13 protein-coding genes are annotated in these 16108 nt (G+C 70.7%); 7 read left to right on the top strand and 6 right to left on the bottom strand.

Translation table 11 applies throughout. From position 1 onward, the window contains the following. Positions 1-25 precede the first annotated feature (25 nt). From CP978_RS20405 to CP978_RS20415, 3 genes are all read right to left on the bottom strand, one after another. Entirely contained in the window at positions 26-733 is a 708-nt protein-coding gene (locus CP978_RS20405; protein ID WP_043443106.1) for an ester cyclase, read from the bottom strand. Positions 734-883: 150 nt separating this feature from the next. Beyond that, complete coding sequence (locus tag CP978_RS20410) at positions 884-1657, bottom strand: SDR family NAD(P)-dependent oxidoreductase (protein WP_043443107.1); 774 nt, start codon at positions 1655-1657, stop codon at positions 884-886. Positions 1658-1752: 95 nt separating this feature from the next. Continuing rightward, the gene (locus CP978_RS20415; RefSeq protein ID WP_043443109.1) at positions 1753-2421 is read right to left on the bottom strand and encodes an MOSC domain-containing protein; all 669 of its coding nucleotides are present in this window, start codon (positions 2419-2421) and stop codon (positions 1753-1755) included. 80 nt (positions 2422-2501) lie between these two features. Between CP978_RS20415 and CP978_RS20420 the strand changes: the two genes are divergently transcribed. Further along, complete coding sequence (locus tag CP978_RS20420; protein WP_052454206.1) at positions 2502-3449, top strand: LysR family transcriptional regulator; 948 nt, start codon at positions 2502-2504, stop codon at positions 3447-3449. Positions 3450-3653: 204 nt separating this feature from the next. On the opposite strand, the gene CP978_RS20425 is transcribed toward CP978_RS20420, so the two are convergent. Further along, complete coding sequence (locus CP978_RS20425; RefSeq protein WP_043443111.1) at positions 3654-3986, bottom strand: WhiB family transcriptional regulator; 333 nt, start codon at positions 3984-3986, stop codon at positions 3654-3656. A gap of 379 nt (positions 3987-4365) precedes the next feature. Between CP978_RS20425 and CP978_RS20430 the strand changes: the two genes are divergently transcribed. From CP978_RS20430 to CP978_RS20445, 4 genes are all read left to right on the top strand, one after another. Continuing rightward, a complete protein-coding gene (locus tag CP978_RS20430; RefSeq protein WP_003948568.1) occupies positions 4366-4977 on the top strand; it encodes a response regulator transcription factor in 612 nt (203 codons plus the stop codon). A gap of 257 nt (positions 4978-5234) precedes the next feature. Beyond that, positions 5235-5810, top strand: coding sequence for a sigma-70 family RNA polymerase sigma factor (locus tag CP978_RS20435; protein ID WP_043443114.1), 576 nt, complete (start codon positions 5235-5237; stop codon positions 5808-5810). A gap of 158 nt (positions 5811-5968) precedes the next feature. Then, a complete protein-coding gene (guaB, locus tag CP978_RS20440) occupies positions 5969-7474 on the top strand; it encodes an IMP dehydrogenase (protein ID WP_043443116.1) in 1506 nt (501 codons plus the stop codon). A gap of 148 nt (positions 7475-7622) precedes the next feature. Next, positions 7623-8747, top strand: a complete 1125-nt coding sequence (locus CP978_RS20445) for a GuaB3 family IMP dehydrogenase-related protein (protein WP_043443118.1) — start codon at positions 7623-7625, stop codon at positions 8745-8747. Between the two features lie 557 nt (positions 8748-9304). Here the strand turns inward: CP978_RS20445 and CP978_RS20450 are convergent. Then, positions 9305-10513 carry a nucleotide sugar dehydrogenase gene (locus CP978_RS20450; protein ID WP_043443120.1) on the bottom strand — a complete coding sequence of 403 codons (1209 nt, stop codon included), beginning with the start codon at positions 10511-10513 and terminating at the stop codon, positions 9305-9307. A gap of 258 nt (positions 10514-10771) precedes the next feature. Here CP978_RS20450 and CP978_RS20455 point away from each other — a divergent pair, with 258 nt between their 5' ends. Continuing rightward, on the top strand, positions 10772-12478 hold the full coding sequence (locus CP978_RS20455; protein WP_043449073.1) for a glycerol-3-phosphate dehydrogenase/oxidase: 1707 nt from the start codon (positions 10772-10774) through the stop codon (positions 12476-12478). A 133-nt stretch (positions 12479-12611) separates the two neighbouring features. Here CP978_RS20455 and CP978_RS20460 read toward each other — a convergent pair whose 3' ends face one another. After that, positions 12612-13673 (bottom strand): serine hydrolase domain-containing protein, encoded by a 1062-nt coding sequence (locus CP978_RS20460; RefSeq protein ID WP_043443122.1) that lies wholly within the window; start codon positions 13671-13673, stop codon positions 12612-12614. Positions 13674-13946: 273 nt separating this feature from the next. On the opposite strand from CP978_RS20460, the gene CP978_RS20465 reads away from it, so the two are divergent. Continuing rightward, positions 13947-15956, top strand: a complete 2010-nt coding sequence (locus CP978_RS20465) for a serine/threonine-protein kinase (RefSeq protein WP_043443124.1) — start codon at positions 13947-13949, stop codon at positions 15954-15956. Positions 15957-16108: the final 152 nt, after the last annotated feature.

Consider the following 16108-nt stretch of genomic DNA (forward strand, 5'->3'; position numbering starts at 1 on the left):
GCCGTCACCCCTGAGCCCTGAGCCCTCAGTCCTCCAGCGCCTCCAGCGCCCCGAGCTGGGACATCAGCCCGAGCCTGTCGTACTGCCACCAGCCTTCGGCGATCTTTCCGGTCCTGTCACAACGGAAGACGGTCGTCCCGGTCATGACGACCTCGTCGCCCGTGGCCGGGATGCCGAGAAAATCGCCCGTGTGCCGTGCCCGCCAGCTCCACCGGGTGCACACCCGGTCCTCCTGGGCGATCTGGTCCTCGACGGTGAACACGAAGTCGAAGCCGTCCCGCCACATCTCGATCTCGCGGCGCATCGCGTCCATCCCGATGGCGTCCTGCGCAGTGGCGGGATCGTGGTCGTGGTAGTTCTCGCAAAGGAGACCGTCCAGCGGGGGAAGCCCGCCCAGGGTGCCGAGGACCTCGAAGAACCGCCGGACGTTCGCCGCGTACACCTGTTCGTCCCGCACCACGTCCAGATCCGTGAACACGGGCGTCTCCTCGCAGAGGGCGATCATCTCGCGGAAGATCCGGTTGGTCTCGGGAAGGGTCGAGCTCCGCATCGCCTCCTCGTACGACGGGAACTCCACGATCTCGATGAAGTGCGAATCGTCGGACCGGTCCTTGCCGATCACACTGTGGGTCGCGGTCCGGGTGCTCCTGGTCTGCTCGGCCCAGGTGTTCATGAGCTGGTCCATCTCGTCGAACCGCTTGGTCCTGCAGTCGATGAGCTGCATAAATGTCATGACGCCGCCTCCGGCCCCCCTGGGTCCGTCGATATGCCCATGTTCCCACCCCAGGGGCGGCGTCACCCGTCTGCCGAGGCCCGGGCACGGCATCGAGGGCCATGACCGTGACGGCGGACGGGTCCGGTCCGCTCCGGACCGGGGCGTCTTCTACTGCGGTCCGTACTTGCGTCCCGTCCGCGAGGTGACCCCGCCCAGCAGGGCGCGGGGCATCATCTTCACCACGCCCATCAGCGCCTTGTACCGGGGGTCCGGAATGGACAGCGTCCGGCCCCTGGCCAGGTCCTGGAGGGCGGCGGCGACCAGCTTGTCCGCGTCCAGCCACATCCAGCCCGGGATGTTGTCCGTGCCCATCCCGGCCCGCTCGTGGAACTCCGTCCGGACGAAGCCGGGGCACAGCGCCATCAGCCGTACGCCCGACCCGGCCAGATCCCGCGCCGCGCCCTGGGTGAACTGCACGACCCAGGCCTTGGAGGCGCCGTAGGTGCCGCGCGGGACGAACGCCGCGACCGAGGCCACATTGACGATCCCGCCGCGCCCCCGGGTGCGCATCGCCTCCGCCGCCGCGCTCGTCAGCCGCAGCACGGCCTCGCAGTGCACCTTGATCATCCGCAGTTCGTCGGCCATCGTCACATCGAGAAAACGGCCCTTGTTGCCGAAGCCGGCGTTGTTGACGAGCAGATCGACCGGGTTCTTCAGCTCGGACAGACGTGCGGCCACCGCCTCGATGCCCTTCTCGGTGGCCAGATCGGCGCTCAGCACCTCCGCCTCGATGCCGTGCCGGTCGTGCAGCTCGGTCGCCTGCTCCCGCAGCCGCTCGATGTCCCGGGCCACCAGCACGAGGTCATGGCCGTCGGCGGCCAGGCGCCGTGCGAACGCGGCGCCGATGCCCGCGGTCGATCCCGTAATCAGAGCCGTTGTCATGGCCCAACGATAGTGACCCGGACTGACGGAGTCCGCCTGCCCGACCGGGCATTTCACCAGCTCCGCCGCCAACGGCCCCAGGTTCCGCGCACCTTCTACGCCAGGTGCTTCCGCGTGTACTCCCGCGCCTTCGCCGCGCCTTCCGGGTGCAGGGCGTCGCCCGCCGCCAACAGCAGTGGCAGCAGGTGCCGTTCGGTGGTGGTCGCGCGGAACTGGAGGGCGACGGTGACCTCGTGGTCGGGCCGGTGCACGATCGTGATGGGGTCGCCCGCCTGCACCTCACCCGGCTCGATCACGCGCAGATAGGCGCCGGGTGCCCCCTTCCGGGTGAACCGCTTCACCCAGCCGCGCTCGCCCAGGTGCCCTTGGAAGGTACGGCACGGAATCCGGCCGGAGGTCACCTCCAGCACCACCTCGGGGCCGATGCGCCAACGCTCGCCGATCCGCGCGCCGGAGACGTCGAGCCCCTCGGTCGTGAGGTTCTCGCCGAACGAGCCGTTCGGCAGGGAGCGCCCCAGCTCCCGTTCCCAGCCGTCCAGATCCTCACGGGCGACGGCGTACACCGCCTGGTCGTCACCGCCGTGGTGCCGCAGGTCGCACACGGCGTCCCCGGCCACCCCGCTCGCGCCGGTCCCCTTGGGGCCGGGAGCGGCCACCCGCACCCGACCGTCCACAGGACGCTTGTCGATACCGGTCAGCCCCTCCGGCTGGTCGGTGTACTCGACGGGCTCCGGCCGGCCCAGATTGAGAGACAGAAGCTTCATGACCGCACGATAGGGGACAGCTGGTCAAAGCGTCGATGCAGTATTCGTCGCAGCATCCAAGAATCGCTTATGCTCAAAGCGTGATCGAGGCCCGACATCTCCGTGTGCTGCGCGCCGTGGCCGCGACCGGTTCCTTCTCGGCGGCGGGGCGCGAGCTGGGCTGCAGCCAGCCCGCGGTCAGCCAGCAGATGAAGGCGCTGGAGGCGTCCGTCGGCACCCCGCTGCTGATCCGGGGCGCCCGTGAGATGCGGTTGACCCAGGCGGGCGAGGCACTGGTACGGCACGCGGCCGGCATCCTCGCGGGGCTCACCGCCGCCGAGGAGGAGGTCGCCGCCATCGCCGGTCTCAGGGCCGGCCGCGTCCGCCTCGTCTCCTTCCCTAGTGGCAGCTCCACACTGGTGCCCACCGCGCTCGCCGCCCTGCGCGCGGCGCATCCGGGCACCCGGGTCTCCCTGGAGGAGGCGGAGCCGCCCGAGTCGGTCGAGAAGCTGCGCGCGGGGGACTGCGACATCGCCCTCGCCTTCCGTTACGAGGGCGCCGCGGGCGCCGAGGAGTGGGACGACCTCGTCGTACGCCCCCTGCTCGTCGACCGGCTCGTCGGACTGGTCCCCGAGGGGCACCGGCTGGCCGGCGCGCACTCGGTCGACCTCGGCGAACTCGCCCAGGAACCCTGGATCGCGGGCTGCCCGCGCTGCCGGGGCCAGTTGGTGGAGGCGTGCGAGAGCGCGGGCTTCACGCCCCGTATCGATTTCGCGACCGACGACTACCCGGCGGTGGTCGGCCTGGTCGGCGCGGGACTCGGGGTGGCCGTCCTGCCGCAGCTCGCGATCGAGCCCGTACGTCCGAGGGGGGTGCGGCCGGTCACGCTGGAACCGGCGGTGCGGCGGGAGATCGTCGCGCTCACCCTGCCGGATCTGGCGCAGGTGCCCGCCGTGGCGGAGACGCTGGGAGAACTGGCCCGGGCGGCCGTGCGACAGGAAAGTGCCGCGACGGGGGAAGCGGGTGCCTCCGGGGCGTTGCGCGGCTGACGCTCGATGCGGCCCCGACCCCATGAGCCTCTGTCGGCCCCCTGGACCTGACCCCCGGCGGGCGATCCGTCGCCCTTGCCGCCCCCTGCGGCGGTAACCCCCTGCCCCCTGGGTGTTCGTCGCCCCGAACACCGCCCCCTGGAAGGGTGCCCGCACCCCAAAAATGGGCACACCTCTGCGTGCCCGTGGTGAAGAAACGTTCCTTCAGTTGTTCGAGCCGGCGGTGCCTCCGTTGGTCGTCGATGCCGACACCAGCCGGTTCCGTGCTCGTCCCATGAGCTCTTCCCGTTCGTCCTCGGTCAGCCCGCCCCATACGCCGTACGGCTCCCGCACCGCGAGTGCGTGAGCCGCGCACTCCGCGCGCACGGGGCACCGCATGCAGACCTCCTTGGCCGAGTTCTCGCGAGCACTCCGGGCTGCACCGCGCTCACCCTCCGGATGGAAGAAGAGCGAGCTGTCGACCCCACGGCAGGCCGCATGGAGCTGCCAGTCCCATAGATCCGCGTTCGGACCGGGAAGGCGAGAGAAATCTGCCATTGCGTGTCCCCTTGTCGCCGTTTTGGGCGGATATGTGCACCCGACCGTACATCGATGATCTTAGGAGATGAAAATATGACTCATTGCGAATCTAGCTCCAGACACCACCTAACGGGAAGAAAAGCGGCTAAATGGGGCATAGGTTGTGATGAAAGTTCGAGGGTCCGCCGCGCGTGTCGGCAGCGTGTCCGTGCCCTCACGTACAGTGCCGAAGACGGCTTGCTGCACCGTAACTCTTTCGAGTGACCATCGTTGAGAGTGCGGAGGCGGTTGAAACAACAAGCGCTCGGGCAGGCGTCCGAGGGTGTCGACCGCACAGGTGACGATTCGTACCAGCCTGGAGGCTCAAGGTGACGCGCATCAGCTGCGGAGGGCGGTCATGACATCCGTCCTCGTCTGCGACGACTCCCCGCTTGCTCGAGAGGCGCTCCGCCGCGCGGTGGCGACCGTGCCCGGTGTCGAGCGCGTGACGACGGCGGCCAACGGCGAGGAAGTCCTCCGCCGCTGGGGGGCCGACCGTTCGGATCTGATTCTGATGGACGTACGCATGCCCGGCCTGGGCGGCGTCGAGACGGTGCGGCGGCTGCTGTCCGCCGATCCCGGTGCACGCATCATCATGCTCACCGTCGCCGAGGACCTCGACGGGGTGGCCCTCGCGGTGGCCGCCGGCGCACGCGGCTATCTGCACAAGGACGCCTCGCGCGCGGAGTTGCGGGCGACCGTCACCCAGGCGCTCGCCGACCCGACCTGGCGGCTGGCCCCGCGGCGGCTGCGCTCGGCCGAGATGGGCGCCGCGCCCACGCTCACCGCGCGGGAGATCCAGGTGCTCGAAGGAATGAGCCACGGCCGCTCCAACGCGGAGATCGGGCGCGAGCTGTTCCTCTCCGAGGACACCGTGAAGACCCACGCCCGGCGGCTGTTCAAGAAACTCGGCGCCTCGGACCGCGCGCACGCGGTGGCGCTCGGCTTCCGCTGGGGCCTGGTCCGCTAAGTGGATCTCCGCGGGGGTGCGCGGATCCCCGCCTACCGCACGGTGGGCGGGGTTGGCAACGGGGCTCGCCGGGTGCCCGGTGCTCGTTTCGGCGTGGATGCCGCATCCTTGGAGGTGTGGAGTTCCTCGGGGACGAGTCGATCGAGCGGAAGGGGAGGGCGCAGGAGATGAGTTCCGGCGCACCTGCTCATAACGCTTCGGTGCACAACGACGGACGCGGTGTCACGGATCGAAGCACGCCAAGGCACCATGGACCGATGCGCGACGACGAGACAACGGTGATCGCTGCGCTCGTCCATCGCGCTGTCGAAGGCGACGAGCAGGCGACCCATGACCTGCTCGCCCGGGTGCACCCCCTCGCCCTGCGCTACTGCCGCACCAGGCTGTCGCGACTGCCCGGCGACGCCCGGCACTTCGTGGAGGACCTGGCGCAGGAGGTCTGTGTCGCGGTCCTGCTCGCGCTGCCGCGTTACAAGGACACCGGGCGGCCCTTCGAGGCGTTCGTCTTCGCGATCGCCGCGCACAAGGTCGCGGATCTGCAGCGCGCGGCGATGCGCCACCCCGGCTCCACGGCCATTCCCTCGGACGAGATGCCGGAGCGTCCCGACGACTCCCTGGGCCCGGAGGAGCGGGCGCTGCTCAACAGCGATGCCGCATGGGCCAAGAAACTCCTGGCCAACCTCCCGGAGAACCAGCGTGAGCTGCTGCTGCTGCGGATCGCGGTGGGCTTGACCGCGGAGGAGACGGGTCAGATGTTGGGAATGTCACCGGGGGCGGTGAGAGTCGCCCAGCATCGAGCACTGAGCAGACTGCGGGCGCTCGCCGAGCAGTAGGCGCGGTGCAGCAGCCTTCCCGGCCGAGGGCGAGGGGCGAGAGTGATTTCCGTATGAACGTACGAAGCCCTGGGTCACTCCGCATCGTGGAATGAGGGACTCACACTTCCCGTTAGCATGGACATCCGCACCGATCAAGGCCATTTGGGGAAGGTGTCATGACTGCCAACGTCGACGGAGTGCCCGAGAAATTCGCGACACTCGGGCTGACCTACGACGACGTGCTGCTGCTGCCGGGCGCGTCGGACATGGCGCCCGACGAGATCGACACCGCCTCGTACGTCTCCAAGAACGTCCGGGTCAGTGTCCCGCTGCTGTCCGCCGCCATGGACAAGGTCACCGAGTCGCGCATGGCGATCGCGATGGCCCGCCAGGGCGGCGTCGGCGTACTGCACCGCAATCTGTCCATCGAGGACCAGGCCAACCAGGTCGACCTGGTCAAGCGCTCCGAGTCCGGGATGGTGGCCGACCCCATCACCATCCATCCGGACGCCACACTCGCCGAGGCCGACGCCCTGTGCGCCAAGTTCCGCATCAGCGGCGTCCCGGTGACCGACGGCGCGGGCAAGCTGCTCGGCATCGTCACCAACCGCGACATGGCCTTCGAGAACGACCGCTCCCGTCGGGTGCACGAGGTCATGACCCCGATGCCCCTGGTCACCGGCAAGGTCGGCATCTCCGGCTCGGAGGCCATCGAGCTGCTGCGCCGCCACAAGATCGAGAAGCTTCCGCTGGTCGACGACGGGGGCATCCTCAGGGGCCTGATCACGGTCAAGGACTTCGTGAAGGCGGAGCAGTACCCGAACGCCGCCAAGGACTCCCAGGGCCGCCTTCTGGTCGGCGCCGCGGTGGGCGTGGCGGGTGACGCCTTCGAGCGGGCCCAGGCCCTGGTCGAGGCGGGTGTCGACTTCATCGTCGTGGACACCGCGCACGGCCACTCCCGGCTGGTCGGTGACATGGTCGCCAAGATCAAGTCGAACGCCTCGGGCATCGACGTCATCGGCGGCAACGTCGCGACCCGGGACGGCGCCAAGTCGCTCATCGACGCCGGCGTGGACGGCATCAAGGTCGGCGTCGGCCCCGGCTCCATCTGCACCACCCGCGTGGTCGCCGGCATCGGCGTCCCCCAGGTCACCGCCATCTACGAGGCCTCGCTCGCCGCCAAGGAGGCCGGTGTCCCGGTCATCGGCGACGGCGGTCTGCAGTACTCGGGCGACATCGCCAAGGCCCTGGTCGCGGGCGCCGACACGGTGATGCTGGGCTCGCTGCTCGCGGGCTGCGAGGAGTCGCCGGGCGAGCTGCTGTTCATCAACGGCAAGCAGTTCAAGTCGTACCGGGGCATGGGCTCGCTGGGCGCCATGCAGTCCCGGGGCGACCGCAAGTCCTTCTCCAAGGACCGCTACTTCCAGGAGCGCATCGCCTCCGACGACGAGCTGATCCCCGAGGGCATCGAGGGCCAGGTGCCCTACCGCGGCCCGCTCTCCTCGGTCGTCCGCCAGCTGGTCGGCGGGCTGCGCCAGTCGATGTTCTACGTCGGCGGCAGGACGGTCCCCGAGCTCCAGGACCGGGGACGTTTCGTCCGGATCACCTCCGCGGGCCTCAAGGAGAGCCACCCGCACGACATCCAGATGACGGTCGAGGCGCCGAACTACAGCAAGAAGTGATCCACACGCGCCTGAAACACGGGTAGGTACGTCCGAGGGCGGCTCCGGATACCTCCGGAGCCGCCCTCGGACGTGCTCCGGGGCGGCCTTCGCCCCGACCGTCGGCGATACTGGAAGACGCTGAAACGCAGAGGGAAAGGCCACAGACGTGACTGAGATCGAGATCGGGCGCGGCAAGCGCGGCCGCCGGGCGTACGCCTTCGACGACATCGCCGTCGTCCCCAGCCGGCGTACCCGGGACCCGAAGGAGGTCTCGATCGCCTGGCAGATCGACGCCTACCGCTTCGAGCTGCCCTTCCTGGCCGCCCCCATGGACTCGGTCGTCTCCCCGGCCACCGCCATCCGCATCGGCGAGCTGGGCGGCCTCGGCGTGCTGAACCTCGAAGGCCTGTGGACGCGGTACGAGGACCCGCAGCCCCTGCTCGACGAGATCGCAGGGCTGCCGACCGACACCGTGACCCGCCGCATCCAGGAGATCTACGCGGCTCCCATCAAGGAGGAGCTGATCGGGCAGCGCATCAAGGAGGTGCGCGACTCCGGCGTGGTCACCGCGGCGGCGCTCTCCCCGCAGCGCACGGCCCAGTTCTCCAAGGCCGTCGTGGACGCGGGCGTGGACATCTTCGTCATCCGGGGCACCACGGTGTCGGCGGAGCACGTCTCCCACTCGCACGAGCCGCTGAACCTGAAGCAGTTCATCTATGAGCTGGACGTCCCGGTCATCGTCGGCGGCTGTGCCACCTACACCGCGGCCCTGCATCTGATGCGCACCGGCGCGGCCGGTGTGCTGGTCGGCTTCGGCGGTGGCGCCGCGCACACCACGCGCAATGTGCTCGGCATCCAGGTCCCGATGGCCACCGCGGTCGCCGACGTGGCCGCGGCCCGCCGCGACTACATGGACGAGTCGGGCGGCCGGTATGTGCATGTGATCGCGGACGGCGGTGTCGGCTGGTCCGGCGACCTCCCCAAGGCGATCGCCTGCGGCGCCGACGCCGTCATGATGGGCTCGCCGCTGGCCCGGGCCACGGACGCGCCGGGCCGGGGCCACCACTGGGGCATGGAGGCCGTCAACGAGGAGCTGCCGCGCGGCAAGAAGGTCGACCTCGGCACGGTCGGCACGATCGAGGAGGTCCTCACCGGCCCGTCGCACACCCCGGACGGCTCGATGAACTTCTTCGGCGCCCTGCGCCGCGCCATGGCCACCACCGGCTACAGCGAGCTGAAGGAGTTCCAGCGCGTCGAGGTGACCGTGGGGGACTCGCAGCACAGGCGGTGACACCGCCGCGCCCGGCCTGGGCGAAGGGGCCCCGGTCCCCCCGATGGGGGGACCGGGGCCCCTTTCGTATGCCCGAGCCCCGCGGGCGGGGGCGCGTTCTGCGGCAGGGGGCGCATGGTTGCTTTCGGGCTGAATATGCCTCATGCGGCCATATTGGGCCGATAGTGTCCCTGCGTGGCGACCCCGGTTCTCCGGGGCGCCCCCTTCCAAGGACATGGTTCCGGACCCCGGCCCGCGGGGCCCGGCCCGCATGCCGACGAACCGCCTACCGGGTCAATGGGCGGCATCGTGGAAGGGGGCGCGCCCATGGGCCGTCATCGCAAGCCCACCCGCTGGGACCGTACTCGGCTTCGGCTGGTGAAGTTCCGGAGGAGGTGGATCTTGCGGATGTACGGTCGCTGAGCGGCCACCCCTATAGAGACTAGGGGTGGACACTCTGCTGAGCGACTGGGAGCCCGCTGCAGTGACCGCTGCGGTGGGCTCCGCTTTTTGTACGGTACTGGATCCGCCGTCGGGTGTCCCCGGGACATGGGCTCAGCCGCCCCCACGCGCCCCCTTCACAACCGGTGCGCCGCCCCCGTGGGCGCGGCGCCCCGTGTGTCGAGCATCAGCTGGGCCTTCACCGACAGGCCCTGGAGGTCGTAGGTGCGGTGCTGCTGGAGCAGGATCGTCAGGTCGGTGTCGGCGACCGCCTCGTAGAGGGAGTCGGCGCGCGGGATCGGGCGGTCGAGGACGCTCCAGGCGGGGACGTACGGGTCGTGGTAGCTGACGGAGGCACCCAACTGCATCAGCCGCAGTGCGATCTCGTGCGCGGGGGAGCCCTGCTGGTCGGCGAGGTCCGGCTTGTAGGTGACGCCGAGCAGCAGCACCCGCGCACCGCGGCCCGACTTGCCGTGCTCATTGAGGAGGGCGGCGGCGCGCTGGACGACGTACCGGGGCATGGTGTCGTTGACCTGCTGCGCCAGTTCGACCATCCGGAGGGTGCGCCCGGTCAGGCCCGCCAGGTCCTGGGGGACGGCATGGCCGCCGACGCCGGGTCCCGGGCGGAAGGCCTGGAAGCCGAACGGCTTGGTCTCGGCGCAGCGGACGACGTCCCACAGATCGACCCCCAGATCGTGGCAGAGCACCGCCATCTCGTTGACCAGGGCGATGTTGACCTGCCGGTAGTTCGTCTCCAGGACCTGGACGGTCTCCGCCTCGCGCGGTCCGCGCGCCCGGACCACCTTGTCGGTCAGGCGCCCGTAGAAGGTGGCGGCGGACTCGGTGCAGGCGGGGGTGAGGCCGCCGATGACCTTGGGGGTGTTGGCGGCGCCGAAGTCGCGGTTGCCGGGGTCGACCCGGCTCGGGGAAGAGGCGAGGTGGAAGTCGCGTCCCGCGCGCAGACCCGACCCCTCTTCGAGGAGCGGACGCAGAAACCTCTCCGTGGTGCCGGGCGGCACCGGCGATTCCAGGACCACGGTGGTGTGCGGGCGCAGCCGTCCGGCGAGGGTGCGGGCGGCCGCCTCCACCTGGCTGAGGTCGGGCGCCCCGTCGGCCCCGCGCTGGACGGGCGCGCAGATGACGGCGGTGCGGACGCGGCCGAGCTCGGCGGGGTCGGCGGTCGGGCGGAAGCCACGGGCGAGCATGCGGCGCAGTTCGGCGGCGGTGAGGGAACCGGCCTCGGGGCCCGTCCGGTATCCGAGCGTGGAGACGCCGGCGGCGACGGCGGCCTGAGCCAGGGACAGGCCGAGATGACCGAGTCCGATGACGGCGAGGTCTGCGGGCATGGAGTGGGCGATCCTTCCCAGTAGCCGAAGCGGGAGAGGTGCGCAAGCCCTGTGGACAGAATGAGGGAGCGCAATGTCAGACTAGGAGTAAATATGACCGATTTGCGGGATTGACTCGGCGTGTTTTCTTGCGTGTTGTCCACAGGCCGCGGATGCGTGGTGGCCGAAGTCGGGCATCCCGGTCAGACTTTGGGCAGGGGGATGCGAGCCGGGCTTCGCCCGACGGGTGTGGCCGGTGCGACCGAGCGGGAGGCGGCGGTGAGGACAGGGACACTGGGGCCGGTGCAGCGGGCCGAGTCACTCGCGGCGATGGCCGAGCACGAGCTGGATGTGCTGGTGGTGGGCGCGGGCGTCGTGGGTGCGGGCACCGCTCTGGACGCGGTGACGCGCGGTCTGTCCACGGGGCTGGTCGAAGCGCGTGACTGGGCGTCGGGCACCTCCAGCAGGTCCAGCAAGCTCATACACGGAGGCCTGCGCTATCTGGAGATGCTCGACTTCGCCCTTGTGCGGGAGGCGCTGAAGGAGCGTGGGCTGCTGCTGGAGCGGCTGGCGCCCCATCTCGTGAAGCCGGTCCCCTTTCTGTATCCGCTCCGGCACAAGGGCTGGGAGCGGCTGTACGCGGGCTCGGGCGTCGCGCTCTACGACGGCATGTCGATGGCCCGCGACCACGGCCGTGGACTGCCGCTGCACCGCCACCTGAGTCACCGTCAGGCTCTGCGTACCGCACCCTGTCTGAAGAGGGACGCGTTGGTCGGCGCCTTGCAGTACTACGACGCCCAGGTGGACGACGCCCGCTATGTCGCCACCCTGGTGCGCACGGCCCAGTGGTACGGGGCGAGGGTCGCCAACCGCGCCCGGGTGACGGGCTTTCTGCGGGAGGGCGAGCGGGTCGTCGGCGCCACCGTGCAGGACATGGAGGAGGGCGGGGAGATCCGGATCCGCGCCCGGCAGATCGTCAATGCGACGGGGGTGTGGACCGACGACACCCAGGCGCTGGTCGGCGAGCGGGGCCAGTTCCATGTGCGGGCGTCCAAGGGCATCCACCTGGTGGTGCCCAAGGACCGGGTCAACTCGTCGACGGGGCTGATCCTGCGGACCGAGAAGTCCGTGCTCTTCGTGATCCCCTGGGGCCGGCACTGGATCATCGGGACGACCGACACCGACTGGAGCCTCGACAAGGCCCACCCCGCGGCCTCCCGGGCGGACATCGACTATCTGCTGGACCATGTGAACGAGGTCCTGGCGGTCCCGCTCACCCGCGACGACGTGGAGGGCGTGTACGCGGGGCTCCGGCCTCTGCTCGCGGGGGAGTCGGACGCCACCAGCAAGCTGTCCCGCGAGCACACCGTGGCGCATCCGGTCCCCGGGCTCGTGGTGGTGGCCGGCGGCAAGTACACCACCTACCGGGTGATGGCCAAGGACGCCGTCGACGAGGCGGCGCGCGCCCTCGACCGGCGGGTCGCCGCATGCGTCACCGAGGACACCCCGCTGCTGGGTGCCGAGGGATACCGGGCGCTGTGGAACGCCCGGGCGGGCATGGCGGAGCGCGCCGGGCTGCATGTGGCGCGGGTGGAACACCTGCTGAATCGCTACGGGGCGCTGGCCGAGGAGGTGCTCGACCTGATCGCGGCCGATCCCTCGCTGGGCGAGCCGCTCCGGGCTGCCGACGACTATCTGCGGGCCGAGGTGGTCTATGCCGCCTCGCACGAGGGAGCGCGCCACCTGGACGATGTGCTGACCCGGCGGACCCGCATCTCCATCGAGACGTTCGACCGCGGGACGCGCAGCGCCCGGGAGGCCGCCGAACTGATGGCACCGGTGCTGGAGTGGGACCACGACCGGATCGAGCGCGAGGTCGAGCACTATGAGAAGCGGGTGGAGGCGGAGCGGGAGTCACAGCGCCAGCCCGACGATCTGACGGCGGACGCGGCGAGGCTGGGTGCGCCGGACATAGTCCCGCTGTAGACGCCGGGGCGGGACGGCGGGCCGGACCGCGACCGGGATGGCGGCGGGCTCAGGGTGCCGACCGTCCCCGCGGTACCAGGGATCACCCGAACGAGCGACCTCGCTCGGGATCTCCGCCCGGAGCCCGCCCGTTCTACCGGATGCGGGGGCAGAACTCGGCGGTGAGCAGGTCCCGCTCCAGTCCCGAGTTTCTGAACCCGTCCGTGTTCACCCGGAAGGTGAGGACACGACGACCGTCGACGGTGGCCGCGGTGCGCACATGGCTGCCGGGGATCCGGCCGTCGTGACCCCACACCGTGGTGCCGCACGGGAGTCTCTCGGGAAACAGGCCCATGCCGTACATGCCGTGTGCGGTACGGGTGTCGAGCATCTCGCGCAGCTGGCGCGGGGGCAGCAGCTCACCGCTCAGGAGCGCCGCATAGAAGCGGTCCAGATCGGCGAGCGTGGTCACCAGCTCACCCGACGCGCCGGCCACGCGCGGGTCGAGCTCGGTGACATCGGAGCCGTCGGCGGCGTACGCGTGGCCGTGCGGACGGGGAAGCGTGGTCCGGGCACCCGGGAAGGACGTGTCCGTCAGACGGAGAGGGGTGATGATGCGGCGCTCGGCCTCCACGGCGTACGAGCGACCGGTGACCTGCTGGATGACCATGCCGAGCACGATGTAGTCGGTGTTGGAGTACGAGAAGCGGCCCCGGGCGGCCGGAGGGTGGGTGAGCGCGATACGTACGGCCTGAAGCGGAGTCAGCGGCACGACGCCGCCGGTGTCCGCGACATAGTCGGCCAGACCGCTGGTGTGGGTGAGCAGCGCGCGCAGGGTCAGCGCCCGTCCGTCGTTGCCCGCGCCGCGCACCAGTCCCGGCAGATGGTCCTCCACCGAGTCGGACAGGGACAGCCGGTGCTCGGCCTCCAGCTGCAGCACCACCGTGGCGACAAAGGTCTTGGTGATGCTGCCGGCGCGGAAATGGTCGGCGGAGGTGATGTCATGGCCCGCGAGCGCGAAGTGCGCTTCCGTCCCCTCACGGGCCAGCAGCGCGGCGGCCGGAGCCCCGCCCTCGGAGACGAGCAGGGGGAGCAGGGCGTCCGGTGACGGGGCCGGGTGGGCGGGGGAACTGGCCGGGGCGAGCCCGAGCAGGACCAGGCACACCACCGGTACGCCCAATAGGGTCCGGGTCCGGGGTGTCCGGCGCAGTGGCATCGGAATCCTTCCTTGTCGCGGACCATCATGGGAGAGGACCCTGTGAGGGGCCGGGCAGGACCGCTCACCGGCGGCTTCGGCGGCGGGGCGGGAAGCGGCGGCGCACATCGGGCACAGTGCCGCACCCGCGGACCCCGGCGTCGGGTCGTCCGCTGTGCCGAGGTGTCCCAGAACACGGTGCGAACGGCAGGATCAGGGGCACCCCTGGGCGTCGGACGGTCCGTGCGTGAGTGACAATGGAGGCTCTGTCAGGGCGGGTTGCAGAGGGGACGCATGTCGGAGGCGGAGCGGGCGGGGACATCCCGTCAGGACAAGAGCGAACGTCTCCTCGCCGGGCGGTACCGGCTGGGAGACGTACTCGGCCGCGGCGGCATGGGCACCGTGTGGCGCGCCAAGGACGAGACTCTGGGCCGTACGGTCGCCGTCAAGGAGCTGCGGTTCCCGTCGAGCATCGACGCGGACGAGAAGCGTCGCCTCATCACGCGTACGCTGCGGGAGGCCAAGGCGATCGCCCGGATCCGCAACAACGGTGCGGTGACGGTCTTCGACGTGGTCCAGGAGGACGACCGGCCCTGGATCGTCATGGAGTTGATCGAGGGCAAGTCGCTCGCCGAGGTCATCCGCGAGGACGGCGTCCTGGACCCGAAGCGCGCCGCCGAGGTCGGGCTCGCGATTCTCGATGTGCTGCGCGCGGCACACCGTGAGGGCATCCTGCACCGCGATGTGAAGCCGTCGAACGTGCTGATCGCCGAGGACGGCCGGGTCGTGCTCACGGACTTCGGCATCGCACAGGTCGAGGGCGACCCCTCCCTCACCTCCACCGGCATGCTCGTCGGCGCCCCCTCCTACATCTCCCCGGAGCGGGCCCGAGGACACAAGCCGGGCCCGGCGGCGGACCTGTGGTCGCTCGGCGGACTGCTCTACGCGGCGGTCGAGGGCGTACCGCCCTACGACAAGGGGTCGGCGATCGCCACGCTGACCGCGGTGATGACCGAGCCGGTCGAGGAGCCCAAGAACGCGGGGCCGCTGAAGAACGTCGTCTACGGGCTGCTCACCAAGGACCCCCAGCAGCGGCTGGACGACAAGGGTGCCCGGGCGATGCTCGACGAGGTCCTCCGCACCGCCGAGCCCGAGGAGGAGGCGCCGCTGGACGCGACCCGGGTCGTGGCGCTGCCGCCGGTCCCGGAGGAGTCCTCGGGCACCAGGGGCAAGCGGGGCGAGGAGTCCGCCGAGCGGCTGCGCGGTGCGCTGCGCTCGGTGCGCAAAGCGGCGTCGACGGATTCGGCCGAGGCCGCCGCGGGGGCCTCCGCGAGCGGCGCGGTGTCCGGAGCCGCGTCCGGGGGGGTGTCCGGCGCCGGATCGCGGGGTGCCGCCCGCCCGGGGGCCGTGCCGGCCGAGCAGACGGCCGTCGTCGGGTCGAACTCAGGTTCCCCGAAGCAGGGTTCAGGGTGGCCCGTGGTGCCCGACCCGGACCGCCCGCCGCGTTCGGCGCCCCGGGCGTCGCTCACCGATGTGGTGCCGAAGCGGACGGTGCTGGTCGTCGCCGTCGTCGCGGTGCTCGCCGTGCTGGGGACGGTGCTCGCGCTGACCGTCCGGGGCGATGACGGTGCCTCGCAGGACGACAAGAAGGGCTCGACCAAGGCCGCCTCGTCCAGCAGTGCCACGGCGGGGGCCGGTACCGGGAGCCGGAACGGGGCCGGCGGCGGTTCGCACACCGACGGCGGCGGCACCGACGACACGGCGGCCAAGGGGTCGGACGAGCACAAGGCCGACGACAACACGCCCGCCGCGGGGGCCGACGCGAACCCCGGGAAGTCGTCCGGCGCCTCGGACGACACGCCGGGCGGCGACGACGCCGTGACGACCTACAAGGGCGGCCAGGGGTACTCGATAGGGCTGCCGGCCGGATGGTCGTACCGGTCGTCGGACTCCGCGGGGGACCGGTTCACCGGTCCCGAGGGGCAGCGGCTGCTGATCGCCTGGACGTCCACGCCCAAGGGCGACCCGGTGGCGGACTGGAACAACCAGGAGCGCGGCATGACGCGCCCCCAGTACAAGCGGATCGAGATCCGCAAGGTGGACTACCACGACTGGAACACCGCCGACTGGGAGTTCACCTATGCCGACGGCGGCACCACCTACCGGGTGATCGACCGCGGATTCGTCGTCAACTCCCACCAGGGGTACGCGCTGATGTACCAGGCGAAGGCGTCCGGCTGGGACGGCGATCTGCGCAAGGACACCTGGAAGACGCTGACCGAGACCTTCCAGTCCAAGCCATGACGTATCGCACGCCCGGCCGGCCTTCTCCACGGGCGTGTCGCGGGGAGATATGACATCCCCGGGTTGCGGGTTGCCTCCGGCACGTATCGTGAGGGTTCGCGGACCGGGCGCATCCACAACGGGACGCTGGGCGAACGGAATTGATGGACCGA

Origin of the sequence: Streptomyces nodosus (genome assembly GCF_008704995.1) — a bacterium.
Classification (GTDB): Bacteria; Actinomycetota; Actinomycetes; order Streptomycetales; family Streptomycetaceae; genus Streptomyces; species Streptomyces nodosus.